This window comes from Lactiplantibacillus sp. DA1 (assembly GCF_032681335.1).
GTDB lineage: Bacteria > Bacillota > Bacilli > Lactobacillales > Lactobacillaceae > Lactiplantibacillus.
This window is the reverse complement of record NZ_JAWHTQ010000007.1, coordinates 219,571-243,865: the sequence shown is the minus strand read 5'-3', so window position 1 is coordinate 243,865 and position 24,295 is coordinate 219,571. Positions and strand designations below refer to the sequence as shown.

The following is a 24,295-nucleotide window of genomic DNA, read 5'->3' as shown; positions in this document are numbered from 1 at the left end:
CTAAGAAGCGCCATTAAGTATCGCGATATTCCCCGTTTAAGACAAGTTCTGAATCCTAGTAATCAATTTTCAGAGGAGATTGAGAAACATTTTGTCAGACTAAGAGATAGCCAAGCATCGATTGAGAACGCCCTTAAATATCAATACTCAAATGGGCCTTTGGAAGGGACAAATAATAAAATCAAAGTCTTAAAACACACCGCCTATGGTTTTGGCAACTTCAATAACTTCAGATTACGGATACATTTAATGTTCGAATTGAAAAAAGGTGCTTAGCCGTTGCGCGGCTAAGCACCCATAAAAATATTACCAACAACAGTTGACAGAGAACCTAAACTCAGTGGGATTTTTGGTTAGGTTATTTGGTTGCCGAATGGGTCTGTAAATATTCCTGGGCGGCGTGAATCATATCTGCATTTTGTTGATTTAACAATGGCGGCAAGTTGTCGAAGTCAAAGTAGTCGAGTTTGAGTGTTTCATCAGTGGCTTGGGTCAGAACGTGGCCGCCAATGGGTTTTACAAGAAAGAGTGCACTGATTGTTTGAGCTACATCGCCGTTAGGATAGGCCGTCTCGCCTTTATCAAAGATGCCGATGCGATCAACAACTTCGACATCAATGCCACTATCTTCCTTATATTCCCGCACGCAGGCCGTGGCATACGTCTCACCGTATTCTAGATAGCCACCGGGTAAACTCCAGTTATGCGTATCGGTACGAAGGTTCAGCAAGACTTGTTGCTGATCGTTGACTAAAATACCAGCGGCCGTATTCAAAATGATTGGTTTGTGACCAACCAAAGCCCGAATTTCTTTAATGTAATTTGCCATGACGAAACCTCGTTTCTAGTTTAATTACCCTTATTATACCGATAATTCTGACTGAAAGCTGTTTGTTGATAAATTTATACGAAGCATGCTCGAACCGCGTTAGAGCAAGTACATACTGACTATGTGTCACTAAATCCGTTTGCGTCGGTGCACTTTTTTAGCTAAGATAAAAGCTATATACTGTCAGCCGTGATAGTGTGAGTTCTTTGATTTTATGAAAAGAGAGTAATTTATGCAGAGAAAATTAAGTACGGGCCAGATGCAAATGATTGCACTGGGCGGCACGATCGGAGTGGGCTTATTTATGGGATCCAGCTCAACGATCAAGTGGACCGGGCCGTCAGTGCTAATTGCGTACATCGTATCAGGGGCCTTTCTATACCTGATTATGCGGGCACTAGGTGAGATGCTGTATGTCGATCCGAATACCGGTTCGTTTGCCAAGTTTGCTTCTGAATATATTCACCCCGTTTTTGGATACTTGACGGCTTGGAGCAACATTTTTCAGTTCGTCGTTGTTGGGATGAGTGAAATGATTGCACTAGGCGGCTACTGCCGGTATTGGTGGCCGAACTTGCCAGATTGGATTCCGGGCCTAATTGCCATTGTATTCTTATGTGCGGCCAACCTTATCTCGGTTAAAATGTTTGGGACGCTGGAAACCTGGTTCTCACTTATTAAAGTGGTGACGATTATTCTGATGATTATTGCCGGTTTAGGTCTGATTATTTTTGGTATTGGTAACGGCGGTCATCCAATTGGAATCAGTAACCTGTGGACCCATGGTGGTTTCTTCACTGGTGGGGTGAAGGGCTTTGTCTTCGCACTAGCAATTGTGTTGGCGTCGTATCAAGGGATTGAATTGATTGGAGTCACAGCTGGTGAAGCTGAAAATCCACAAAGCACGATCGTTAAAGCGATTCGTTCAACGGTTGCCCGGATTTTAATCTTTTACGTGGGTGCCATCTTCGTAATTGTTAGCATTTACCCCTGGGATAAGTTAAGCCAGATCGGTTCACCGTTTGTACAGACATTTGCCAAAATTGGGATTACCGCTGCGGCTTCGATTATCAACTTCGTGGTTATTACGGCCTCCTTATCGGGAACAAATTCTGGAATTTATAGTGCGAGTCGAATGACTTACACATTGGCGGAAAGTCACCAGTTACCAAGGAAGATGACTTTATTAAATCGTCATGGAGTACCATTTTATTCCGTTATTGCGATTGCGACCGGGATTCTAATTGGAGTCGTCTTGAATGTTGTGTTACCAATGTTTTTCAAGGACGCTAGTGAGATTTTCGTGATGGTTTATAGTTCGAGTGTCTTGCCCGGTATGGTACCGTGGTTTGTTATTCTAGTGAGTCAAATTGCGTTCCGTAAGCAAAACGCAGCCAAGATGGCGAACCATCCTTTTAAAATGCCATTATCACCCTATTCAAATTATTTAACGTTGGCCTTCCTCGCGTTAACACTAGTCTTCATGTTTATTAATCCAGAAACGCGCTACTCAATTTTAGTCGGTGTTGTATTTCTGGCCATCATGACATTGATTTATTTCCGTAAATACGCCGGTAACAAGGAAGAAACGTTGTAATCAAGAGTACTTGCCAGTAAATGGTAAGTGCTTTTATTTTGGGCTTTTATTGCGTTAAAATTAGGTATCAATATCAATATCAATATAATTATCAGGAAAAGTGGTGGCACGATGGTCAAGCAAGGACATTATGCAAAAGTCAGTAAACAGAAACGGTTACGACAATTAAAGCAACGACGTCAGGCCCAGGAGAAGCGGGCGATTATACCAGAAATGGTTAGCGAATTTTTGCAAGTGCGTTACCACCTGACGCAAGCGGCAAAACAGCGGCCGGCGATGCGACAGATGATGCAACGTTTTATGGCACAGTGGTTAGCCGCAGGGCAAGCAGAATTGAGCGACAATGGTCAGACAACGTGGTCAGTAGTGGCATTGACGAAGCAAACGTTACAGACCTTTAATCGGCAGTTACCGTGGCAGGGGTATGCCTTAGTTGACCAGGAAATGGCGCGCTGGACGGCCTTTCTGAACAAGGAAGTGCCGGCCGTGCCGTTAAGTGAGCGGATTACGTTAACTGAGGCACTGTCCCCAACGACGTGGCAGGCCTGCCTATCAGAGCAATTAGCAGTCAATGCCCTATTAGCATTAACGGGTGATTCACGGCAATTGGGCCAAATAACGACTGAGCAAGTACGACAGCTACAAACCAGTATTCAAACAGCAACGGGGATTGATTGGGAAAAGGTTGCTCAGTTGCTTGGTTCGACAGTAATTGCCCAGAATACACTTTCCGAAGCTGAGCTGGATGACAAAACGCGCCAATGGCTAGAAAAATTACAGAAGCTAACGCCACGAGATTTTAACGACCATGTTGAATGAATAGTCAAAAAGGAGAATGGTGAAATGCATTTTATCACGTCAGATCACGTTCAGTTAGATTATACGGATGAAGGTCAGGGGCAGCCAATCGTTATTTTAACGGGATTTGGCGGCGCTAAGGATATTTGGCGCGCTCAAATCCCGGTACTGATTCAGGCGGGCTACCGGGTCATTAATTTAGATGGGCGGTGCCAAGGGTTATCCGAGCACACGGCGAAAGGCTTACGTATGAGTCGTCGCGCGGTGGATGCGCATGAATTGATTGAAAAATTACAACTCGAACAACCAATTTTACTCGGTAATTCGATGGGAGCCGCGACTTGGTTTGCGTACGTGTCATTGTATGGTGATACAGGAATTAAGGCCTTGATCGACGTGGATCAGACGCCGCGGATGATCAATACACCGCACTGGCAATATGGGTTCAAACAGGTTCAATGGCAGGATATTCCGGACTATTTTAGAATGCCGCTGGGACACTCGACGTTTAAGCACATCGATGATGCGACGTATGCGCGCGTCAAGGCAGTAGAAGCGCAGGCACCGTTCGATGCGAAATTAATGTTTCCATTGTTGGTTAACCACGCGGTTCAGGATTGGCGGGATGTGATCCGCCAATTGACCGTACCGTTCTTGATCATTGCAGGCGCCAAGTCACCGTTCTTCAATCCCGACTTTGCGGCAGTGACTGCTCAAATGGCACTACGGGGACAGAGTGTCGTCATTCCGGAAGCCGGTCATATCGTAATGGCGGAGCAGTCGGCGGCATTTAATAAGGCTTTGTTGGGATTTTTGGCGACGTGCTAGGGTGTTGGCAGTGAGTTTTTTTGATTTATTATTTTAAAAATTATAATTACTTAAAAGTACGGTGATGATAGCATTCTTTGTATCATCACCGTATTTTTGTCTATAGTAATAGGTCGCTAATTTTGGCGACGCTACAAAGATTAGATATTTAATACATTAATACTAAAGAAAATAATTAAGACTGCGCTTACAATCATTGCTAGGATTAACTTTTGCTTGTTGCAAATGATTATCCAACTGCGCGATAATAAGTGCATAATCTAAAATTTATCGGAGGATATATAAATGAAAGAACCATACGGTGTAGGGTTGGATATTGGTACGAACTCGGTTGGCTGGACGGTTGTGGACGCAAATGGTCATGTCAGAAAAATTAAGGGGCAGACTGGGATTGGTGTGCGGTTATTTAAAGAAGGGGCAGCCGCGGCAGACCGGCGTGGATTTCGGACAACGCGTCGTCGGTTGAAACGGGTGAAATGGCGGTTACGATTACTACGTGAATTCTTTGACCAACCAATCAGCAAGGTGGATATCAATTTCTTTGCGCGGCGCAAATATTCGGATATTTCACCTCGTGATCCTAATTATAACGGTCTTGAAAAAACGTTGTTTAATGATCGGAGTGATCAGGATTTCTATCATGATTATCCAACGATTTATCATTTACGTGAGGCGCTGATGACTCAGCACCGCAAGTTTGATGTGCGTGAGATTTACCTAGCGATTCACCATATTGTCAAATATCGCGGCAATTTTTTGCGTAGTGATGCAGCGACAGCGTATCGAAGTGGGAAACTTGATTTACATCAGCACTTTGAAATTTTGAATCATTTGTTTAGTCAGGCTGATCTGGAGCTGAACTTGAACCTGACAACTGATGCAACATTGCTTGACCGCATCAAACAAACGTTGGTACGAACTGATATCTCGCGTAGTGACCGCCAAAAGTTAATTATGCCATTATTAGCAGTTCTAACTGGCGCGACTACTGCGGAAAAGAAACGTCAAAAGGCAGTGGTAACAGAATTTGCGAAAGCCCTCGTTGGAAATAAAACCAAGGTTGATGTGCTGACTCTAACGGACATTGATGCTACTGAAGCAAAGGATTGGGCCTTTAGTTTAGAGGAAAATCAAGACAAACTTCCTAGCATTGAAGACCGTTTTAGCGAAGTGGGCCAACAGATTATTGATGAGGTAATTCAGTTATACGCCAGCATCAATCTTGCACAGCTTATTCCAGAAGGTAAACGGTTCTCACAGAGTATGGTTGAGAAGTATAAACGCCATGGCGAAGATTTGAAGTTACTGAAAGCGTATATTCGCTCTCAGTCAGACGCCAAGCGCGGGCGGGCCATTCGGGCAACCTACGATCAATATATTGATGGTGTGAAAAGTAAACAGGTGACGCAAGAAGCGTTTCAAAAGGCTTTGGGGAAATTTGTTGACGCCGATGTAGATTTGAATAGTTGGGCAGCTCAAATTAAGCAAGCTATTGACTCTGAACAATTCATGCCTAAATTACGGACGAAGCAGAACGGGGCAATTCCTTATCAGGTTCAACAAAATGAGCTAGATCAAATTATTAGTAATCAGAAGGAATACTACCCGTGGTTGGGTGAAGAAAATCCGGTCATCAAGCGACGCGGTAAGTTCCCATACAAACTTGATGAGCTGGTCGGTTTCCGGGTGCCTTATTATGTCGGACCGCTGATCACTAAAGAAATGCAGGCAGCAACTGCCAATGCAGGTTTTGCATGGATGGTACGTAAGGCTGATGGCCCAATCACGCCATGGAATTTTGATGATAAGGTCGATCGGGTGGCCTCGGCGACTGCTTTCATTCAGCGGATGCAGACGACGGATACGTATTTGATCGGTGAGGAAGTGCTACCCGCACGAAGCTTGATTTACCAACGCTTTATGGTGCTCAATGAGCTGAATAATATTCGAGTTGATGATGGACAATTAACACCCCGGCAAAAACAACGACTATATAACCAAGTGTTCAAGAAACACAAACGAGTAACAGCTAAGAATATTCAAGATAACCTAGTTGCAGCGGGAGAGTTTCCCACTGCGCCACGAATTACGGGGCTTGCGGATCCGAAAGCATTCAATAGTTCGTTATCCACGTATTATGATTTGAAACAGGTGTTACCTGAAGCTATGTCAGACGTGCGTAAGCAAGCTGATATTGAAAAAATTATTTTATGGTCAACTATTTTTGAAGATAGTACGATTTTTAAGCAAAAACTGACAGAGATTTCCTGGCTGACAGCGGCCCAACTTAAGCAACTAAGCCAATTACGATATCGTGGCTGGGGACAATTATCACGAAAATTATTAACAGGTCTTAAAGATGATAATAATCGTTCAATCATGGACGGTTTGTGGGAGACCAACGCTAATTTCATGCAATTACGAAGTCAACCTGCCATTGAGAATCAAATTAAATCGGCAAACCAAGCCAACCTAACAACGGCGGATCTTCAAGATACCATCAATGAATTATATACGTCACCGCAAAATAAGAAGGCTATTCGCGAAGTGATGGTGGTGCTAGCTGACATTAAAGATGCGATGAATGGTCAAGCACCTAGCTGGATATTTGTGGAAGCAGCTCGTGGTGGTGGCGTTGCTGGTCGACGGACACAATCACGGTCAAAACAAATTGTTACAGCCTATCAGGGGACGGCTCGGGCTATTGTCAGTGATCAAGTCCAACGTGAATTAAAAGAGAAAATCAAGAACAAGGCTAATTTCAATACGCGTCTTGTACTTTATTTCTTACAAAACGGTCGCGATTTGTATACCGGCGATGCGATTAATATCGATCGATTGTCAGAATACGATATCGACCACATCTTGCCACAATCTCTGGTGAAAGATGACTCATTAGATAATCGAGTACTGACAAATGCACGCATCAATCGTGAGAAAAATGATACGTTTGCTAGTGAAAAGTTCGGGAAAAAGATGGGTGCTAAGTGGAAAGAGATGCACCGAATGGGGCTGATGACCAAACGGAAGCTTGACCACTTACTGATGCGTCCTGATGAAATCAGCAAGTACGCGACTGGTTTTATTAATCGGCAGTTGGTTGAGACACGTCAGGTTATCAAACTAGTTGAAGAGCTGATTAATGCAGAATATCCATCCGCCGCTATTGTGTCGGTTAAAGCGAACTTGACACATCAATTTCGACAAACATTTGATTTTCCGAAGATCCGTGAGGTCAATGACTACCATCATGCATTTGATGCGGCCTTAACGGCCTTTATTGGCACCTATTTGTTGAAGCGATATCCGAAGCTGGAACGATTCTTTGTCTACGGTAAGTTCGCTAAACAGCCGGTTAACTTAACGCGTTTCAATGTTATCCGAAAACTAGCTAAGACTGATACCCCAATTACGGATATCGATACTGGTGAAGTTTTGTGGAATAAGTTAACTGATATTAAATATTTCGAGACACTTTATGATTACAAACGATTATTGGTGACGCGTGAGGTATCCGAAAACTATGGGGCAATGTTTGATCAAACTCTCTTGAAGGCAAGTGATAATGGCAAGCGATTAATTCGGAAAAAACAATCCTTCGATACAGCTATTTATGGTGGTTATACGGGTAAAACGCTGGCTTACATGGCTATCGTGAAAGTATCGACTAAAAAGGATGTCCAGTACCAAATTGTAGGTGTACCTACAACTATGGTGACACAAATTGAGCAGTTAGAACAACAAGGAATCACAAACAAGCAAGCAGTGACGAAAGTAATTGAACCGCTCATTGCTGCCAATAGCAAGAAGATGCTGACGTACGAAGTGTTATTGCCGAAGGTACGGTTTGAACAGGTGGTTCGAGATAGAATTAAAGGCCAAACGCACCGCTTCGCACTTGGTACTGATACGTATTATCACAACATTCAAGAGCTGTATTTACCATTAACTTTACAGCGCGCATTTTTAGGTAAGCAGAATGAGTCTGAAGTGCAATTAAATCAGAATTTACTGACTGTTTTTGATGCAACCCTTGCCCAGGTTAACCGATACTTTCCACTTTACGAGATGAACAAGTTCAAGAAGATACTCAATTCTGCTCGTGATCAGATTGAGCTGCTGGAAGCAAAAAATCAATTTGTTAGGAATAAGCTGGTTTTAGGGAAGCAAGGAATTTTGACCAATATGTTTATTGGCTTACATGCGAATGCCTCGTACGGTGATTTAAAGGTGCTAGGTGTGAAAACAGACTTTGGCAAGCTACAAGTCCCTGGCGGCATTAAGTTAACGGGTGACGCTGAAATTATATATCAATCACCAACTGGTTTGTTCGAGCGAAAAGTTGCATTAAAAGATTTATAGCGAAAAAAGATGCCATCCCGATAAGGATGACATCTTGGTACATATGTAGTGGTCCGAATACGGACTCAAAAGGTGAAACTTGGCAATGAAACGCCTTGTTTGATCTTGACACTAGTAGTCATATCAAGAAGGTTTAGAACTTGATATAAGTGAATAGTAGCACGAAAAATATAATTAATCAAGGAGCTGTTATTATGGGATGGCGAAACGTGATTATTACTCAACATGCTAAAGTTTCTTATTCAATGAATCGGATACTAGTTCAGACGAGTTCTGATAAATATGCGGTTCCAATTAGTGATATTCAATTGCTGTTAGTCGGAACGACTCAAGCTGTGATTACTAGCGCTGCGCTTTGTGCACTAGCGGAAGCTCATGTCAAAGTTATTTTTACAGATCATCAGGGGGAACCAATCAGTGAGACCAACGATTATTACCCAACACGGCGAACAGCTGATTTGGTACGACAACAGGTGACTTGGCCCGAAGCACGAATTGCAACGCTATGGACGAAAAATGTTGGTAGTAAGATTTTGAACCAGATTCAAGTCATTGACTTTGTCGGTGGCGATACCCAGATACTTGTTGATGAGTTGGATAAGTTAGAACTGAATGATGTGACTAATCGGGAGGCAGTTGTGGCTAATAAATATTTTTCATTGTTATTTGGTGACCAGTTCTACCGTCGAGATTTTAGCCCAATTAACGCTGCACTCAACTACGGATACGCCGTGCTATTATCCATGGTGAATCGAGAGATTGTTTTGAATGGCTATCTGACCTGCATTGGTATTCATCATGAGAATAATGAAAACGAATTCAATCTCGGCTCAGATTTAATGGAGCCTTTTCGGCCGATTGTTGATCAATGGGTCAGTCAACAACGGTTTAAGGACTTTACACCGGATATTAAGATTGGACTAGTGTCGCTATTAGACCTAGAGATTGGTTTTAATGGACACCAAACAATTGTGAGCCACGCGATTACAGAGTATGTTGCCGCGTGCTTACACTATCTTAGCGGTGAAACGGAAGAACTAAAGATTGAGGTGAAATTACCAGATGAGGTATCGAGTGATGCGATTAATAGTCATGTTTGATGTTCCCATGGATACGTCGGAAGAACGTCGTGCATATCGGCACTTTCACAAAGCTTTAGTGCGTGAGGGCTTTTTGATGATGCAATACTCAACTTACGTCCGGGTTTGTGTGAATAAGAAAGCAGCCGAATTCGTGGAGAAGCGGATTGCGCCACTGGCACCAAAAGGTGGGAAAGTGCAAACGATGACAGTGACTGAGAAGCAGTATCAGGCAATGCACTATATTCAAGGTACACCTAGCAATGATGTTTTGAATTCAGCTGAAAGGACGATTGTTATATGAATATAACATATTATCCATTCCCACCATTCAAGATCGATGCTGGCAAGGTCAACGTTCTCGATTTGGGAAATAGTAACATGTATGCCGAAGTGTGCCAAGGCTTTCGAGATCGAATTGACAGCGTACGTATAAGCAATGATGACCTTGAATTACAGACGATGAGTAGCCAATGTAACTGGTATGGTGATTTAATGTTATCAGTCGATTTGAACCGCCTTTTTCTAAAGAAAGTGCAGGCCCAAATTATCAAGTTAATGGCCGATGATCGGCAAGTAGCGGTCTTAGATGAAAATCGTAAAGTAGTTTCGCAAGTAATGGAAGCCAGCTTCTTACTAGACTTACCGCTAGATGTTGACGAATCGCCTAGCCTAGAACAAATATTGAAGTTTACCGGTATTCACTTTCCAACGGAGCTTATGAATGACCCAAGGGCAATACTGGAGGCACTTGTTCAGACGCATGTTGAACTAGCTTTAAAACAAAAACTGGTGTTGACTAATGTAAGCCATTACTTAGATCAAAAACAATGGGCAGGCTTTGAACAACTAGTGCATGATTTGGGCGCAACTGTCATTGTTATCGAATACTCAGAAACAAATCGAATGGAAAAGTTCAAAAATAGTTGTTATTATTATGTTGACGAGGATTTAGTAGACTGGCGTGATATGAATTAATGAGTAAATGATGTTAAAATGTCAGTCTTGAATAGTAGTCATATCAAACAGGTTTAGAACAAGTTAAAGGGGTGTACTATTGATTGATTAGTCTTGAATAGTAGTCATATCAAACAGGTGTAGAACACAAATCAGGCGCGCGAAGTGACGCGAATGGTCTTGAATAGTAGTCATATCAAACAGGTTTAGAACCAAAACGATGGAAAGAATTTGAAGAATCAAGTCTTGAATAGTAGTCATATCAAACAGGTTTAGAACTTCATTCTTAATAATTCCGCCCACCCTTCCGTCTTGAATAGTAGTCATATCAAACAGGTTTAGAACATAACTATAACGATGTAATAACAACGAGTAGTCTTGAATAGTAGTCATATCAAACAGGTTTAGAACAAGCAGCAGCCGAAGCTGAACGGCAACGTCGTCTTGAATAGTAGTCATATCAAACAGGTTTAGAACTAATTGGCCCGAATGGGATGTCTCTGTTGTGTCTTGAATAGTAGTCATATCAAGCAGGTTTAGAATAGCATAATGTATTATGTAACATATTATGTTGTCTTGAATAGCGGCCACATCAAAAACAGTTTCACAATACTAAAAAATGGCTCACCAACCTGTTTTAGTTGGTGAGCCATTTCGATTTATTAACTAATTACTAATCAATCACGCCATCTTTTCCCATCCATCGGAACCGAATAAACTTTCCAAACTCAGTCACAATCAAGACGACGATCCCGCAGATAATCGGGATGCCCCAACCATACCAGAAGTTGATGCTAGTCGTATGGAAGACGGATTGCATGAATGGTAGGTAAATGATTCCCAGTTGTAAGAGAATCAGAATACCAATGATGTAGAACGCCATCTTATTTTGGAAGAAGTACTTGGAAATGACGGGGTGGTCATTCCGCAAGTTGAAGAGGTAGAAAATCTTACCAAAGATGATGATGTTCAGTGACATGGTACTACCGACGACATTTGGTAATCCAAGTGCGGTCAAGTAGTTGTAGGCGAAGATCCCCAATCCAGAAATTAGGAAGGAGACATAGCCGATTTCAAAGTAATCTAATTTTGACAACAACCCAGACTTAACATTCCGGGGACCCCGGGCCATGATGCCGGCCTCGGGTGGCTCAAAGATGAACGCAAACTGGATGGTCAGCGCGGACACCATATTGATCCACAGTAATTGCGTCGGGTACAGCGGAAGTTCGTGGCCCATTAAAATACTAATGATGACAACGAGGCCTTCCGCGAAACTAGTTGGGAGTAAGAAGCGAATTGTCTTACGAATATTATCGAAGACGTGGCGCCCTTCACGAACGGCGGCGACGATATCAGCAAAGTCATCATCGGCTAGGACCATATCGGCGGATTCCTTAGCAACTTCGGTCCCCTTGATTCCCATAGCAACCCCAATATCGGCTTGCTTGAGGGCCGGGGCGTCGTTGACCCCATCACCAGTCATTGAAACGACGTGATTATTGGCCTGTTGAGCACGAACAATCCGTAATTTGTTATTCGGTGTTGCCCGTGCGAAGACGTTATAATCATCGATGTGTGCTTGTAACTGCTGATCGTCCATCGCGTCGATTTCAGGACCAGTAATCGCTTTGACATTGGCGGCCAAGTTCAACTTGTTGGCAATTGCCATCGCCGTATCAGGGTGGTCCCCCGTAATCATTTTAACTTGCACGCCCGCTTGCCGTAATTCGGCGATCGCGGTAGCCGCTTCTTCACGAGGCGGGTCAATGATTCCGACTAAGCCAGCTAAATGTAGCCCACCAATGGCTTGTGCATCAATGGTAGTCATGTCATCATCGACTTCTTGGTAAGCTAGCGCCACCACGCGCAAACCATCAGCGGTTAAGTCGTCCATGGCGTCGTCCCAGTATGCCGTTTGGTTAGCTTGGTCAGTTAAACGCAGGACAGTCGCGGGGGAGCCCTTGACCATTAGTAAGCGTTGACCATCTAAGTCGGCCAGGCGAGCAGAAAAACGGAAGGCGGAATCGAATGGTAGCGAGTCGACTTCTTCAACTTCAGGATCATGACCAGTCATTTTACGATACAGCGTTGTCAAGGCACCATCAGTTGGTTCACCGGTCAGTTCCCAGCGATTGTTTTCAAAATGCAACTCAGCGTCGGTCGTTTGCCCGGCAATCTTCACGAGCCATTCCATCGCGCTATCTTGGTGCCAGTCGACCTGCTTACCGTTGAGCTTAAGATGACCATCGAAGTTAACACTACCGTTGTCATCATAGCCGACCCCGGTCACGTCAAACGTATGCTCAGGCGTCACGACCTTAGTGACCGTCATTTCATTTTTGGTCAACGTCCCAGTCTTATCGGTGTTAACGATATCTACGGCACCTAAAGTTTCCACGGCGGGTAGTGACTTGACAATGACGTTTTTCTTTGTCATCTGCCGGGTTCCCATGGCTAAGACCACCGAGGTGCTAGCGGGTAGCCCTTCTGGCATAGAACCAACGACCATCGTAATAACCGCAATTAGTAAAGTTGGCAAACTATAGGTATCCATGACCATTCCTAATAGGAATAATAGGACGGCCGCCACCACGATGGCGATGGATAAGCCGACTCCCAGTGAGTTCAGATTACGCATCAGTGGGGTAGTGGTTTGTTTGACGTCACTAACAGACTGCTGGATATGACCGATTTCGGTATCTTCGGCGGTAGCCGTGACGATGCCGACAGCCGAACCGCTAGTCACAGCGGTTGACGCGTAAACCATATTCTTACGGTCAGCCAAAGCCGGCGTGGTCTCTGTCATCGGTTCTTCTTGTTTCTCCACGGGATTAGTCTCCCCTGTCAGCACGGATTCTTGGACGTTAAAGTTATCTGCTGAAATCAAGCGCATATCGGCAGGAACCGCGTCACCGGCTTCTAAGTTGACTAAGTCACCAACGACTAATTCGCGGGCGTCAATTTCCAGTTTTTTTCCATCACGAATGACGAAGTTTTTAGAAATCAGCATTTCACGAATCCGTTCTAGCGCATTACCGGCTTGGCGTTCTTGGATATAACCAATGATGGCATTGGCAATAATGACCAGTCCAATAACGATGGAATCGGAATAGTGGTGCATGAAGAACGTTAAGACCGCCGCTGCGGCCAAAATGTAGATAATACTGTTATTAAACTGCTTGATGAATTGGACGAACCGGGATGTACGCTTGGTCTCCAGTTCGTTGCGACCGTTATGTTGTAAACGTTCGGCAGCTTCAGCAGTGCTCAATCCATTCTCAGGATCGGTGGCGTACTTTGCGGCTAAGGCTGATTCATCAAGCTGCCATAAGTTATCCGCATCGGGAGGGTTCTGGGTGTCGTTTTGCTCTTCATTAGAAGTTAACGACTGATTGTCATCTTTTATCATTCAATTCGCTCCTTAAAAATAAAGTTATTACCGGTGAGGTTCTGTAAAATCACGACGTTTATTGCGTGTTAAATAGGCCAATTTCGCCACATCCTTTCTTAATTAGCGTTATTATAAATAATATTATATACGAACAATCTAGGTGAACGCCATTAAAATATTTGACAAATTCATGACTAATTATTACGTTGGTTGCAATAATATATCAGATTTTTACTAGTTTGTCGCTGAAAAAGACTGGTTTTCCTCGAATTGTTGGGTAAATTGAACTAGAGCACTATGATCCGCGACATTGGGGTGCGGGCGGTGTTCTTGTTGCCATTGAACTAGCTACGGAAAGTTTGGCCGCGTATTAGCGAACAAAAAACGAGCAGTCGATGACTGTTCGTTAATAGTGGTTAATCCTTGATGGGGTCCTTCATTAATAACCAGAGAACCAGGTAAGCGATGATACCAGGAAACATGGGTGTAATAGCTAAAACAACAAATAGTAACCGGGTAATGTTCGCGTTCCAGTCGAAATGTTCGGCAATTCCACCAATGACACCGGCAATCACCCGGTCCGTTGCGGAACGATGAATATCGATCTTCATAAGTTAATTCCCCCTTAATAATGCTAACTATAATGTAGCAGGTTTGATTCAATAACGCTACTAATTTAATCGGTTGGAAACGGCGTAGTGGTAAGAACCGTGGTATAGTAGGTGATTTCAGTCAAAGCTTGGTGGAGTGCATGATCGTAGCGATTGCTCAGGGGCGCGTGATCGATAAAGTGACCGTTACTTTGAAGAGTTTGTGGCACGTTACCAATGGGCGTTGGTTTAGGGAGGACGACCATTCCTAATCGTTGGAGAACTGGAACTAGTGCGGCCGCCCCAAATTGACCGCCGCGCATATTGTCAGAATATGAGATAATCTTAGCCGGTTTACGGGCGCCTTCGAATGCCAAAAAATCGAAGGCGTTTTTCAATCCAGCTGGCATCGCGTGATTGTATTCGGGTGTCAGGATAATGTAACCGTCCGCACTAGCCATATCGGTGAGCCATTGCTGCTGGTTAGCAGGTAGCTCGCGGTGCGGGTTCGCCATCGGTGGCTCGGGTTCATCGAAAAAGGGAAGTTGATAGTTGGCCAAATCTAAAAATTGGTAGTGAATCGGAGAATGAGTCGGTAATTGGTCAATGATTAATTTTAGATGGTTAAATAAAGCGCGGCCGTTAGCCTGTGACCGGGTACTCCCTAAGATGATTGCAATTTTAAACATAGTGGGACCTCCAGATGTTTTTATTGATTCTAATGAATACAAAATGATAGTATAGACTTAATAATATTAGTATGCAAGTATTTATTCACGTGAATTAAAAGGAGCTATTTAAATGACAACACCATTAGTTAGTCAGTTGATGACGGAATTAAATCAATTTTTGACGCAGGATAGCGTTGATGATCAAGAAAAACGCTGGGCCATGCAACAAACGACTGATCCGCAATTACAAGCGGCATTAAAACAACTATCGACGACGGATATTAAAATTATTGCGTATCTGGGACGGCGTGGTGCCAGTCGAGCTAAGTCGCTACCGGCACCAACGGAACTTTCACAGGCGACGATTTCTCGCGGTTTGACTAAATTATCCCGATTGAAATTGGCCACGAAATATCGGGATTTGACCAACAACAAAGAAATTCTCGTACGATTGACGACGCTGGGCGAAGCAGTCGCTGGTTTACACACGCAACTGGACGCGGCCATTGCTGCTAAAGCACAAGCCATTGCTGATGACTATTCTGACGCAGAACTGAGACGCTTTGTTAGCCTAATGCGACGGATTCGTGAAATTAAAATTTAGCACTCCAGTTAAACGAGTGCTAAATTGTTGCATTCCCACAAAATGGTGTTAGTATATATATCGAAGGTCAGGAAAGGTCAAACGAGGATTTGAATTACTGACCAGTATTAATAGCCAAGTGAAATTTTGAAAGGGGATTGTTAGTATGGCTAATACTTTAATGAATCGGAACGATTTCGGCATGTTGGATCCGTTTGAACGGATGGCACGCTCCTTCTGGGCACCATTGGAAAACATGGATCAAGTATTGAAGACCGACATTAACGAAACTGATGATCAGTATCAAGTGAAGGTTGATGTCCCTGGCATTGATAAGCAAGATGTGAAGTTGGATTATCGTGACAATGTGTTGTCTATCAAGGTTCAAAAAGATAGCTTTGTGGATCATGAAGATCAAGACCAAAACATTGTGATGAATGAGCGTCATACTGGCACCTTGCAACGGCAGTATATGTTACCAAACGTTGCGGCGGATAAAATTACGGCATCCCAAGCTGACGGTGTCTTAACGATTACGTTACCTAAGACCCAGCCGAGCGCGAATGACGGTCAAATCGAAATTCAATAATTAAATCATCAGTAACAAGTGAGCGGCCCACCGATAATCAAATCGGTGGGCCGCTTTTGACATCAACAATCGGTATGAATTATGACCGGTGGTTGGTAAGCTGTTGGTTTAGCTGGATGACTTTGATGCGGGCGAGTACCATTTCGATTAACCATAGACCGATATAGGCTCCGGTGTAAATCAAGGTATAGAAGCCAAACCAGCGAACGTTTAATGGAAACCAGCCACAGAGAATCGCAAGTGGGGTCATCCCTAGGTAAGAACACAGACAATGAGCAATGGTTTGTTTCGTAATTGACCACGTTTCAATTTCGAACAGCCAGCTGCTGAATGCCCAAACTTCACCAATCAGAATCCACAATAATGTCGAAAGCTGGGTGGCGGCTAAGGGCGAGGACCAGTGGCTGACAAAAGTGGGATTAGAAGGAAATAAATAGGTGGTATTAAAGAAGGTTGAGAACCCCAAGGCCATTAAGTAGCCGATAACGATGCCCCCGATGGCGCCAACCAAAAGGGTATGCCAAAGTCTTTTCATAATTGTGCCGCCTTTCTAATTTGTTGGGTATAGCGCCGTGATGCGTATGTGACTGTGCCGGTTGTTAGGTTGACTTGAAAGCTACCCCATTTGGTTAAGGCAAAATTTTTAACACAGGCGATTCGCACAATTTCACTACTAGAAATACGTAGAAATTGGTGGGGTGGCAGTTGGTCCATTAAAGTGTGTAAGTGGCTGTGAACGAGGTAAGTACCAGTGGTTGTTTCACAATAAAGTCGTTTATTGGCAGTGTAAAAACGTGACACCGATTGAAGTGGCAGCTTAATGAGCGAGCGATCTTGAAAAACATTGATGAATTGCTGATTAGTCAATGCTTCAATATTCCGTTGTAGTTCTTTGATTGCCGGAGTTAACTGTGGGCCGTGAATGGTCACGAAGACCTGATGAATCGTTTCAGAGATGGTTAACTGGACGTGCATCGTTGATTCCCCCTTAAATAGCGATTTTGATAAGCTTATTGTAGTGAAAACTGCGGCTTGACACTAGTGCTTATTGCTACTTGGTCAACTAAACGGGCTAACTGGTCAGGAAATATGACAAAAAATTTCCCGGGAAATAATTGTCCCTGGTGGTCGCTAAATATGATAAGCTAATTAACGGTATAATACTTACTGAAAATTAGTGTCAGTTAGATATGGAGATGACGAGCGTGGATGACGCAGAACGTGAACGCGGACCATGGCATCGTAATTTGATTGTTTTATGGTTTTGTACGTTCGTTGCGGGAATGGCATTTAGCGAAATTATGCCATTTCTTTCATTATTTGTTAGTCAGTTGGGTGATTTCACGAAGGCCCAGATTACATTTTATAGCGGGTTAGCTTTTGCAGCTGATTACGCGATTTCAGCAATTTCGGCACCACTGTGGGGCATCCTTGCTGATAAAAAGGGCCGTAAGATCATGCTATTGCGCGCGTCCCTGGGAATGGCAGTTGCGATGGGGTTAATGGGTTTTGTCACGAATGTTTGGCAACTAGTTGCCTTGCGCGCGTTACAAGGTGTGTTTGCGGGCTTTATTTCTAATGCCCAAGCCTTAGTCGCGTCCCAAACGCCACGTAAATATAGTGGACGGGCGTTGAGCACTTTGATCACTGGTGCCGTTAGTGGTCAATTGTTTGGCCCAGTGATTGGGGGCTTCCTTGCCCAATTGTTTTCGATTCGAAACACGTTTTTTATCACGGCCGGATTATTAATGGTGGCATTCTTATTGAGTCTGTTCTTTGTACAAGAACACTTCAAACCAGTCGCACATCATCGTGAACCAGGTGACAGTCGCAATCCTTTGGCAGCGTTTCAAAATCCGCGCTTGATTATTGTGATGTTATGTTCGACGGCCATCGTCCAATTTGGAAACGCCTCGATTGCACCAATCATTAGTTTATACGTTCGTGAATTGATGCATTACCGTGGCCCGATTACGGTTGTGGCCGGAATTATCGCAGCTTTACCAGGTATTTCAAACATCTTTTCAGCACCGCGCCTTGGACGTTATGGTGATCAGCACGGTTCTGGTAAGGTATTGTTATTTGGCTATATTTTCGCAGTGATCATGTATTTCCCACAAGGCATTGTTACGAGCGTCGTGGCCCTCGGTATTTTGCGGTTTGCCATTGGGATTTCCGATGGCGCACTATATCCAGAGATTCAAACGGTTTTGACTAAGAATACGCCAGTACATCTTACCTCAACGATTTTTAGCTATAATCAATCTTTTCAAGCTATTGGCAATATGTTCGGCGCCTTGCTCGGTGGTTTGGTGGCTGGTTGGTTCAATTACAACGCGGTATTCATTATGACGGCGTTACTTTTGTTAATTAACCTAGGTTTAATTTTGTGGTTAGTTCCTGATATTTGGAAGAACGGCAAACGGACAGTTTCCTAGGTGTTTGGTAGTTAGTCTATTAAATTGGCTAGCTGCCTTTTTTGTTACTTGTCCTTGAACATGATGTTAATTCGGTGTATTGTTAGTTTCATGAATATCGAAATAAGCAAACAAGATCAGGCTGATCAGCAACGAGTGGCGATTTTCAAAGCACTGGCCGATGCTAACCGATTACGGATTATCCGGGTGCTCTATCAAGCACAACGGGAAATGACTTGCAGCGAAGTGGGGGCGCAATTAAATATCAGCAAGTCAACCGTCTCTTATCACTTTAAGGCCTTGCGGTTAGTGGGTCTCACCAATACGCGACGTGAAGCACAGACGAAGTATCTATCCTTACAATTAGCGACCTTTGACCGGTTTTTACCGGGGTTCTTAGCAACGCTTTAGTTTTTTTGCTTTTTAGTTCGACAATTATCGAACTAAAATCTTGGAAAGAAGATGTTAACTACTTATGACCACAACCCATCAACATAGCCGCTATTTAACACTTGGAATGATGTTAGCGGCAACGAATATGCGTTTACCAATTACAATGATGCCGGGATTAATCAGTTCTTTGAAACGGACACTGGGTTTGCCGAGCTCGATGGCGGGATTACTGACCACGATTCCATTATTGACGTTTGCCATCATGTCCCCATTGATTGCACATTGGGGGCGGCGATTTGGCAACGAACTGACAATTTATGTCATGTTGATCTTTCTAGCCGTTGGGAGTTATCTGCGGGTCATCCCAACGATTGCGGCCCTTTTCATTGGGACGTTACTAGTCGGGATTGGCGCGGACGGTGGCAACGTCTTGATTCCAGCGATTATTAAAGATAATTTTCCGACGAAGATTCCAGTCGCAACTAGTCAATACACGCTCTCAATGCTATTAGTCGGTTCACTGGGAACGGGACTTTCGGGAGTGTTGGCGGCACACTGGTCGTTACCACTAACGATGGCGGTGCTATCGGTGATTGGGCTAATTAATTTGGTCGTCTGGTTGCCAAACTTGAAATACAATCATCGCGCACCAACAGTTGCGATGACCGCGAGTGATGGGCAGTCAACGGCAACTCACGGGAGTGTTTGGCGGCGGCCGTTAGCGTGGGTCGTTACGGCCTTTTTCGGCTTGCAAGCACTAGTCTACTATTCATTACTGACTTGGTTACCAACGGTATTTGTTGCCCACGGCTTCTCCTTGATTGTGGCTGGCAATTTAGTTACGGTCATGCAATTGAGCGGCCTACCGATGTCATATTTAGTGCCAGCGACTTCTGGTCATCGGCGCGGCGTTTGGGCAATGATTATGGTGGTAGGTGTCGGTTTTATTGCGGGAATTGGTGGTATCTTACTTTCCGGAACGAGTTTTTGGGTGGCAGCACTGTCCTGCGTCTTGCTAGGATTAGGATCTGGAGCAGCCTTCAGTTTGGCAGTCGTCTTCTTTACACAAAAAACGACCAATGGGTTTGAAACGGCTGACTTATCTGGTATGGCCCAGTCCGCGGGCTATTTGTTAGCTGCAGTGGGGCCCGTACTATTCGGTTGGTTAGGCGGTCAATTAGGCTGGGGACCAGTACTCTGGTTAGCTATCATTCTTTCCGCGTTACTAGCATTATCCGGCAGCATCATTTTCCAGCATGCAACGATTTATGAGTAATTGATATCACAATAATGCAGAACGAGATTGGCCCAAGTCAATTTCGTTCTTTTTTTGAAACTTTATCTTTGCCTTAGAGTTACTCTAAGGGATTACACTAACCTCTATTCAATTAAGGAGGCCACAGTAATATGGCGGTTATTCAAATTCTAACGGTCGTCGGCGTGGCGATCATCGGGGCAAGGCTTGTAGGTGATCCCACTCAGCAACGACAGTCAAAACCAGTAAAGGAGCAAAAATAAGATGACAGTGTTAACAACGACGTATCAACTAGCAAATGGTGTCAACATTCCCAAAGTCGCATTCGGAACTTGGCAGATACCTGGTGGCGATGCAACGTACCAAGCCGTTCGTGCGGCCTTAACAGCGGGATACCGGCATATCGATACCGCGTTGGCCTATCACAATGAAGCTAGTGTTGGTCAGGCGATTCGTGATTCCGGTATTCCACGTGAGCAAATCTTCGTAACGACTAAATTACCGGCTGAAACGAAGTCGTATCAAGGGGCATTGGGTGATTTTAATCGTTCATTGAAAAACTTGGGCTTAGACTACGTTGATCTTTACCTGGTGCATGCACCGTGGCCATGGGGACAGGTTGGTCGGGCTTACGATGAAGCTAACCTTGATGTTTGGCAAGCGATGGAAGCTATTTATCAAAGCGGTCGGGCGAAAGCGATTGGCGTCTCTAACTTTGCTGTCCGGGATTTGAAAAACATTCTCAATCAGGCAACGATACCGCCAATGGTCAACCAAATTCAATATTACCTTGGGTTCACAGAACCTAAAATTACCCGGTTTTCTGAAGAACATAAGATGCTTGTCGAAGCATACTCGCCGTTAGCGACGGGCGGAATCCTCGATAATCCGCAAGTGCAAGCTTATGCCGATAAATATGGCGTCAGTGTGGCGCAGTTAGCGTTGCGCTTCGTTTTGCAAAATGGGGTCTTGCCATTGCCTAAGGCGGTTAATCCGGCTCATATTGAAGCGAATACGCAATTGGACTTCGCAATTAGTGTGGCCGATATGCAAGCCTTAAACGATTTGCCAGATGCGGCTGGTTCTTACATGCACAACCCAACGCAAGGTTAACGAACAAAATGTTTGACCGCACTTGGGTCGATAGGAGTAAACTGAACATAATTAATGAACGATAAGGAGCGATTTGATGATAACGATTAATGCAGCTAATGCGGGTACTTACGCGTTTGATGATCAATTCAAAGTTAACCGAATGGGTTATGGTGTTATGCAATTAACAGGTCCTGGGACGTGGGGCCCATACGCTGATCCTGAAAATGGGATCAAGGTGGTTAAGCAAGCACTGGAATATGGCGTTAACTTCTTTGATACCGCCGATTCATACGGTCCATGGTTTGCTGACCGGTACTTAGCGGCGGGCTTGAAGGATGCCGCTAATCGTGATCAGATCTTTATTTCTGATAAGGTTGGTCAAACGCGGCAGGGACCGAATGTGTGGACGCCACTTGGTGAGCCACGGTATCTGCGTCAGCAAGTAGAAGTTTCGATGATGACACTGGGGATCGACCATGAAGACCTAGTATTCTTACATCGAATTGACCCTCATTACTCGATTGCGGATCAAGTCGGTGAACTCAAAAAGCTTCAGGATGAAGGCAAAATCAAGCATATCGGTTTGAGCCAAGTAACTGTTGATCAAATCAAAGAAGCCCAAAAGGTAGCCAAAATTGATGCTATCGAAAACCTTTGTAATGTCGCCAATCACGGTGATGATGACGTTGTTGACTACGCGGCTTCACAAAAGATGGCTTTTCTGCCATGGTTCCCATTAGCAACGGGTGAACTGGCTCAGGCTGGGAGTGTCCTAAGTACGATGGCCCAAAAGTATCAGGTGAGCCCAGCGCAAATTGCCCTAGCTTGGCTATTGAAGCGGTCCGATAATATCATACCGATTCCAGGAACAAGTTCTATTGAGCATTTACGGGACAATGTGGCAGCCGCCAACGTTGATTTAACAACGGCCGATTTTAATGGATTAAGTCAATTAAGTGTTAAATGAGTATTTAGGTCGGGAATTCCCGACCTTTTTGTTTGCCTAAAACGAGCTAAACGACGCTTGAAATTCATGGGGTTGACGGTTAAAATGAATAAACATTGAATGAGAAAGAGGATTGAGCAAATGAGTACGCGTTTGATGATTGATGAGCCAACAATTTATTTAGCAGGACCTTGGTTTACTGAGGGCCAACCAGAACGGCTAGCTAAGATCGAAAAATTAATGGACGAGTTAGAATTGACTTATTACAGTCCGCGGCTAGATGGCATCGATTTGACTCCGGATGCGACCGAAGCTGATCGAAACGCGGTATTTACGGACAATGTGGACCATTTAAAACGGGCCAAGTTAGTCGTGGCCGTGGTTGATGGCTTTGATACGGGAACTATTTGGGAAACTGGAACAGCATATGGTTTAGATATACCAGTTGCTTACTATGGCGAAACGTTAGCTGATGGCACTTTTAATGTGATGCTGGCTAAGTCCGGTAAAGCGGTTATTGAGAACATGACCGATTTGAAGGCTTTTCTACAAGATCCGACTGCCGATGATTTTCAATATACAGGGACTATTCGTTAATTTGAACGGTTGGTCAAAATAAAAAAGCGAGCCACCTGCATTTCAGGGGCTCGCTTTTTGTCGTGCTTACATGAAACATGACGGTCAAAAATTAATAGTGACTATCAAAATTGTTGCTATAGTGAATGTGGCTACACACCTGCTGAAGGTGTGGATAGGCGAGAGGCAAGTCTAATTATAGACAATGGGTTAGAGTATGATCGTTATGTGGGCGGCATAATCTGAGTAGTTTATAGGAGTGACTGAAATTGATATAAATTAAGTACCTTATAAAGTGTTTTGAAATGGCAACTATATGTGGATTCCTAGCATATGTATCAATTGGTTTTATTATTGGGGTTCTTCACGGGAAGCTTTTATTAAAGAGCGTGTTACTTGAGCAGCAGTTTTAAAAAGTTGTTGCTTTTTTATTGGCGCGATAACACAAATGTGTTATGATTCAAATACAGTATGAAACGGGAGTAATTACCCCGCGGGATACTCAGCAAGGACGGCGCGGGTCAACACCTACATTTCACTAATTTTAAATTGGGTGGGGTGTTGCGATGCGTCATAACGGTGCAGTATTTTGACAATTGTACTAGCGACAGTGCAAGCATTAGTTATGCTTGCTGTCGCGTACTATATTTATAGCCGTGCAGTTCTAAACTTGAGCCGTGCTAAAAGAATCAGGGATGAAACTGATCTAATGTGGTTCAAGTTTATAATGGCAATAAAAAAGCTACCTCATAAGAGATAGCAACCAAGATATTGCGTCGTACTTGCGGGACAAGGTTAGAGCAGCTAGCCTTGTCTTTTACATAAAACATTATAACACGGGGGTTAAAAGCGTGCAACGAATTGATATAGCGCAACAGATACAACACTTATTAGACAGTGAATTAACTGCTTATCGGATTGGGAAGGATACAGGATTATCTATCACGGCTATACAACGGCTTAAGACCGGTGAAAGCTCAATAGATAACTTAAGCGTTAAGACTGCGCAAACGCTGTTAGATTATCTATATAAAGAATTGGGACGCTAGTAATAGCGTCTTTTTATTTTGTTATGATTTAAATAGCAGTTATTAAATTGGCAGGTGAAAGTTCTAAGGAATTGTGCTGAGACGTTTTAGACGCACTGATATTGTGTAGTGTGATATGGTACAGTTGCTTGTTGGGTACCTTAGTGTATTTATCGCTTACTGTTAGGCATAGCGGTGGCGTGCGTTGACATTTAGTATAGGATTGGGTATAAGAAAATACTATGGCAGATTTAAACATACTTAAAACAGATTTTTAATAGCAATAAATCTATAATGTAAAAATGAAT

Annotated in this window: 23 protein-coding genes and 1 CRISPR repeat array; of the genes, 17 read left to right on the top strand and 6 right to left on the bottom strand. The window is 43.7% G+C overall.

What is annotated here, in order from left to right:
• A partial coding sequence (locus RXV91_RS12580; RefSeq protein ID WP_316440133.1) for a transposase occupies positions 1–276 on the top strand: 276 nt, incomplete at its 5' end.
• Positions 277–358: 82 nt separating this feature from the next.
• On the opposite strand, the gene RXV91_RS12575 is transcribed toward RXV91_RS12580, so the two are convergent.
• On the bottom strand, positions 359–829 hold the full coding sequence (locus tag RXV91_RS12575; protein WP_003641724.1) for an NUDIX hydrolase: 471 nt from the start codon (positions 827–829) through the stop codon (positions 359–361).
• A gap of 232 nt (positions 830–1,061) precedes the next feature.
• Here RXV91_RS12575 and RXV91_RS12570 point away from each other — a divergent pair, with 232 nt between their 5' ends.
• The 7 genes from RXV91_RS12570 to csn2 all read left to right on the top strand — a co-directional run bounded on the left by RXV91_RS12570 (position 1,062) and on the right by csn2 (position 10,471).
• A complete protein-coding gene (locus tag RXV91_RS12570; protein ID WP_316440132.1) occupies positions 1,062–2,426 on the top strand; it encodes an amino acid permease in 1,365 nt (454 codons plus the stop codon).
• Between the two features lie 111 nt (positions 2,427–2,537).
• Entirely contained in the window at positions 2,538–3,245 is a 708-nt protein-coding gene (locus tag RXV91_RS12565) for a hypothetical protein (RefSeq protein ID WP_316440131.1), read from the top strand.
• Between the two features lie 24 nt (positions 3,246–3,269).
• Positions 3,270–4,052, top strand: a complete 783-nt coding sequence (locus tag RXV91_RS12560) for an alpha/beta hydrolase (protein WP_316440130.1) — start codon at positions 3,270–3,272, stop codon at positions 4,050–4,052.
• Between the two features lie 285 nt (positions 4,053–4,337).
• Complete coding sequence (gene cas9 / locus RXV91_RS12555) at positions 4,338–8,414, top strand: type II CRISPR RNA-guided endonuclease Cas9 (protein WP_316440129.1); 4,077 nt, start codon at positions 4,338–4,340, stop codon at positions 8,412–8,414.
• 194 nt (positions 8,415–8,608) lie between these two features.
• Positions 8,609–9,514 (top strand): type II CRISPR-associated endonuclease Cas1, encoded by a 906-nt coding sequence (gene cas1, locus RXV91_RS12550; protein WP_316440128.1) that lies wholly within the window; start codon positions 8,609–8,611, stop codon positions 9,512–9,514.
• Entirely contained in the window at positions 9,492–9,797 is a 306-nt protein-coding gene (gene cas2, locus RXV91_RS12545) for a CRISPR-associated endonuclease Cas2 (protein WP_063722123.1), read from the top strand. The genes cas1 and cas2 overlap by 23 nt, the downstream gene beginning before the upstream one ends.
• A complete protein-coding gene (gene csn2 / locus RXV91_RS12540) occupies positions 9,794–10,471 on the top strand; it encodes a type II-A CRISPR-associated protein Csn2 (protein WP_316440127.1) in 678 nt (225 codons plus the stop codon). Before cas2 ends, csn2 begins: the two co-directional genes overlap by 4 nt.
• A gap of 24 nt (positions 10,472–10,495) precedes the next feature.
• Positions 10,496–11,059: a CRISPR direct-repeat array (repeat unit 36 nt; unit sequence GTCTTGAATAGTAGTCATATCAAACAGGTTTAGAAC).
• 64 nt (positions 11,060–11,123) lie between these two features.
• Here csn2 and RXV91_RS12535 read toward each other — a convergent pair.
• The 3 genes from RXV91_RS12535 to RXV91_RS12525 form a co-directional block, all read right to left on the bottom strand.
• Complete coding sequence (locus tag RXV91_RS12535) at positions 11,124–13,862, bottom strand: cation-transporting P-type ATPase (RefSeq protein WP_316440126.1); 2,739 nt, start codon at positions 13,860–13,862, stop codon at positions 11,124–11,126.
• 398 nt (positions 13,863–14,260) lie between these two features.
• Positions 14,261–14,455: a PspC domain-containing protein gene (locus tag RXV91_RS12530; protein ID WP_316440125.1), complete on the bottom strand. Its 195-nt coding sequence runs from the start codon at positions 14,453–14,455 to the stop codon at positions 14,261–14,263.
• Positions 14,456–14,520: 65 nt separating this feature from the next.
• On the bottom strand, positions 14,521–15,123 hold the full coding sequence (locus RXV91_RS12525; RefSeq protein WP_316440124.1) for an NAD(P)H-dependent oxidoreductase: 603 nt from the start codon (positions 15,121–15,123) through the stop codon (positions 14,521–14,523).
• Between the two features lie 112 nt (positions 15,124–15,235).
• On the opposite strand from RXV91_RS12525, the gene RXV91_RS12520 reads away from it, so the two are divergent.
• Positions 15,236–15,709 (top strand): MarR family winged helix-turn-helix transcriptional regulator, encoded by a 474-nt coding sequence (locus tag RXV91_RS12520; RefSeq protein ID WP_316440123.1) that lies wholly within the window; start codon positions 15,236–15,238, stop codon positions 15,707–15,709.
• A gap of 145 nt (positions 15,710–15,854) precedes the next feature.
• Complete coding sequence (locus RXV91_RS12515; protein WP_003641733.1) at positions 15,855–16,277, top strand: Hsp20/alpha crystallin family protein; 423 nt, start codon at positions 15,855–15,857, stop codon at positions 16,275–16,277.
• A gap of 79 nt (positions 16,278–16,356) precedes the next feature.
• On the opposite strand, the gene RXV91_RS12510 is transcribed toward RXV91_RS12515, so the two are convergent.
• Together RXV91_RS12510 and RXV91_RS12505 are read right to left on the bottom strand one after the other, a co-directional pair.
• A complete protein-coding gene (locus tag RXV91_RS12510; protein ID WP_316440122.1) occupies positions 16,357–16,812 on the bottom strand; it encodes a DUF3021 domain-containing protein in 456 nt (151 codons plus the stop codon).
• Positions 16,809–17,252 (bottom strand): LytTR family DNA-binding domain-containing protein, encoded by a 444-nt coding sequence (locus RXV91_RS12505; protein WP_316440121.1) that lies wholly within the window; start codon positions 17,250–17,252, stop codon positions 16,809–16,811. Before RXV91_RS12505 ends, RXV91_RS12510 begins: the two co-directional genes overlap by 4 nt.
• Positions 17,253–17,482: 230 nt before the next feature.
• Here RXV91_RS12505 and RXV91_RS12500 point away from each other — a divergent pair, with 230 nt between their 5' ends.
• The 7 genes from RXV91_RS12500 to RXV91_RS12470 all read left to right on the top strand — a co-directional run bounded on the left by RXV91_RS12500 (position 17,483) and on the right by RXV91_RS12470 (position 24,008).
• Complete coding sequence (locus RXV91_RS12500; RefSeq protein WP_316440141.1) at positions 17,483–18,715, top strand: MFS transporter; 1,233 nt, start codon at positions 17,483–17,485, stop codon at positions 18,713–18,715.
• A gap of 90 nt (positions 18,716–18,805) precedes the next feature.
• Complete coding sequence (locus RXV91_RS12495; RefSeq protein WP_033610932.1) at positions 18,806–19,105, top strand: helix-turn-helix transcriptional regulator; 300 nt, start codon at positions 18,806–18,808, stop codon at positions 19,103–19,105.
• A gap of 64 nt (positions 19,106–19,169) precedes the next feature.
• A complete protein-coding gene (locus RXV91_RS12490) occupies positions 19,170–20,363 on the top strand; it encodes an MFS transporter (RefSeq protein ID WP_060677520.1) in 1,194 nt (397 codons plus the stop codon).
• Between the two features lie 243 nt (positions 20,364–20,606).
• Positions 20,607–21,455 (top strand): aldo/keto reductase, encoded by an 849-nt coding sequence (locus RXV91_RS12485; protein WP_316440120.1) that lies wholly within the window; start codon positions 20,607–20,609, stop codon positions 21,453–21,455.
• A gap of 76 nt (positions 21,456–21,531) precedes the next feature.
• A complete protein-coding gene (locus tag RXV91_RS12480; RefSeq protein ID WP_316440118.1) occupies positions 21,532–22,404 on the top strand; it encodes an aldo/keto reductase in 873 nt (290 codons plus the stop codon).
• A 120-nt stretch (positions 22,405–22,524) separates the two neighbouring features.
• A complete protein-coding gene (locus RXV91_RS12475; protein WP_316440117.1) occupies positions 22,525–22,980 on the top strand; it encodes a nucleoside 2-deoxyribosyltransferase in 456 nt (151 codons plus the stop codon).
• Between the two features lie 830 nt (positions 22,981–23,810).
• Entirely contained in the window at positions 23,811–24,008 is a 198-nt protein-coding gene (locus RXV91_RS12470) for a hypothetical protein (RefSeq protein WP_316440116.1), read from the top strand.
• The last annotated feature ends 287 nt before the right edge of the window (positions 24,009–24,295 follow it).

Excerpts from the sequence above, each read along its gene's own strand:
- RXV91_RS12575 (WP_003641724.1), bottom strand. The coding sequence starts at position 829 with ATGGCAAATTACATTAAAGAAATTCGGGCTTTGGTTGGTCACAAACCA.
- RXV91_RS12570 (WP_316440132.1), top strand. The coding sequence starts at position 1,062 with ATGCAGAGAAAATTAAGTACGGGCCAGATGCAAATGATTGCACTGGGC.
- RXV91_RS12565 (WP_316440131.1), top strand. The coding sequence starts at position 2,538 with ATGGTCAAGCAAGGACATTATGCAAAAGTCAGTAAACAGAAACGGTTA.
- RXV91_RS12560 (WP_316440130.1), top strand. The coding sequence starts at position 3,270 with ATGCATTTTATCACGTCAGATCACGTTCAGTTAGATTATACGGATGAA.
- cas9 (WP_316440129.1), top strand. The coding sequence starts at position 4,338 with ATGAAAGAACCATACGGTGTAGGGTTGGATATTGGTACGAACTCGGTT.
- cas1 (WP_316440128.1), top strand. The coding sequence starts at position 8,609 with ATGGGATGGCGAAACGTGATTATTACTCAACATGCTAAAGTTTCTTAT.
- cas2 (WP_063722123.1), top strand. The coding sequence starts at position 9,492 with ATGCGATTAATAGTCATGTTTGATGTTCCCATGGATACGTCGGAAGAA.
- csn2 (WP_316440127.1), top strand. The coding sequence starts at position 9,794 with ATGAATATAACATATTATCCATTCCCACCATTCAAGATCGATGCTGGC.
- RXV91_RS12535 (WP_316440126.1), bottom strand. The coding sequence starts at position 13,862 with ATGATAAAAGATGACAATCAGTCGTTAACTTCTAATGAAGAGCAAAAC.
- RXV91_RS12530 (WP_316440125.1), bottom strand. The coding sequence starts at position 14,455 with ATGAAGATCGATATTCATCGTTCCGCAACGGACCGGGTGATTGCCGGT.
- RXV91_RS12525 (WP_316440124.1), bottom strand. The coding sequence starts at position 15,123 with ATGTTTAAAATTGCAATCATCTTAGGGAGTACCCGGTCACAGGCTAAC.
- RXV91_RS12520 (WP_316440123.1), top strand. The coding sequence starts at position 15,236 with ATGACAACACCATTAGTTAGTCAGTTGATGACGGAATTAAATCAATTT.
- RXV91_RS12515 (WP_003641733.1), top strand. The coding sequence starts at position 15,855 with ATGGCTAATACTTTAATGAATCGGAACGATTTCGGCATGTTGGATCCG.
- RXV91_RS12510 (WP_316440122.1), bottom strand. The coding sequence starts at position 16,812 with ATGAAAAGACTTTGGCATACCCTTTTGGTTGGCGCCATCGGGGGCATC.
- RXV91_RS12505 (WP_316440121.1), bottom strand. The coding sequence starts at position 17,252 with ATGCACGTCCAGTTAACCATCTCTGAAACGATTCATCAGGTCTTCGTG.
- RXV91_RS12495 (WP_033610932.1), top strand. The coding sequence starts at position 18,806 with ATGAATATCGAAATAAGCAAACAAGATCAGGCTGATCAGCAACGAGTG.
- RXV91_RS12490 (WP_060677520.1), top strand. The coding sequence starts at position 19,170 with ATGACCACAACCCATCAACATAGCCGCTATTTAACACTTGGAATGATG.
- RXV91_RS12485 (WP_316440120.1), top strand. The coding sequence starts at position 20,607 with ATGACAGTGTTAACAACGACGTATCAACTAGCAAATGGTGTCAACATT.
- RXV91_RS12480 (WP_316440118.1), top strand. The coding sequence starts at position 21,532 with ATGATAACGATTAATGCAGCTAATGCGGGTACTTACGCGTTTGATGAT.
- RXV91_RS12475 (WP_316440117.1), top strand. The coding sequence starts at position 22,525 with ATGAGTACGCGTTTGATGATTGATGAGCCAACAATTTATTTAGCAGGA.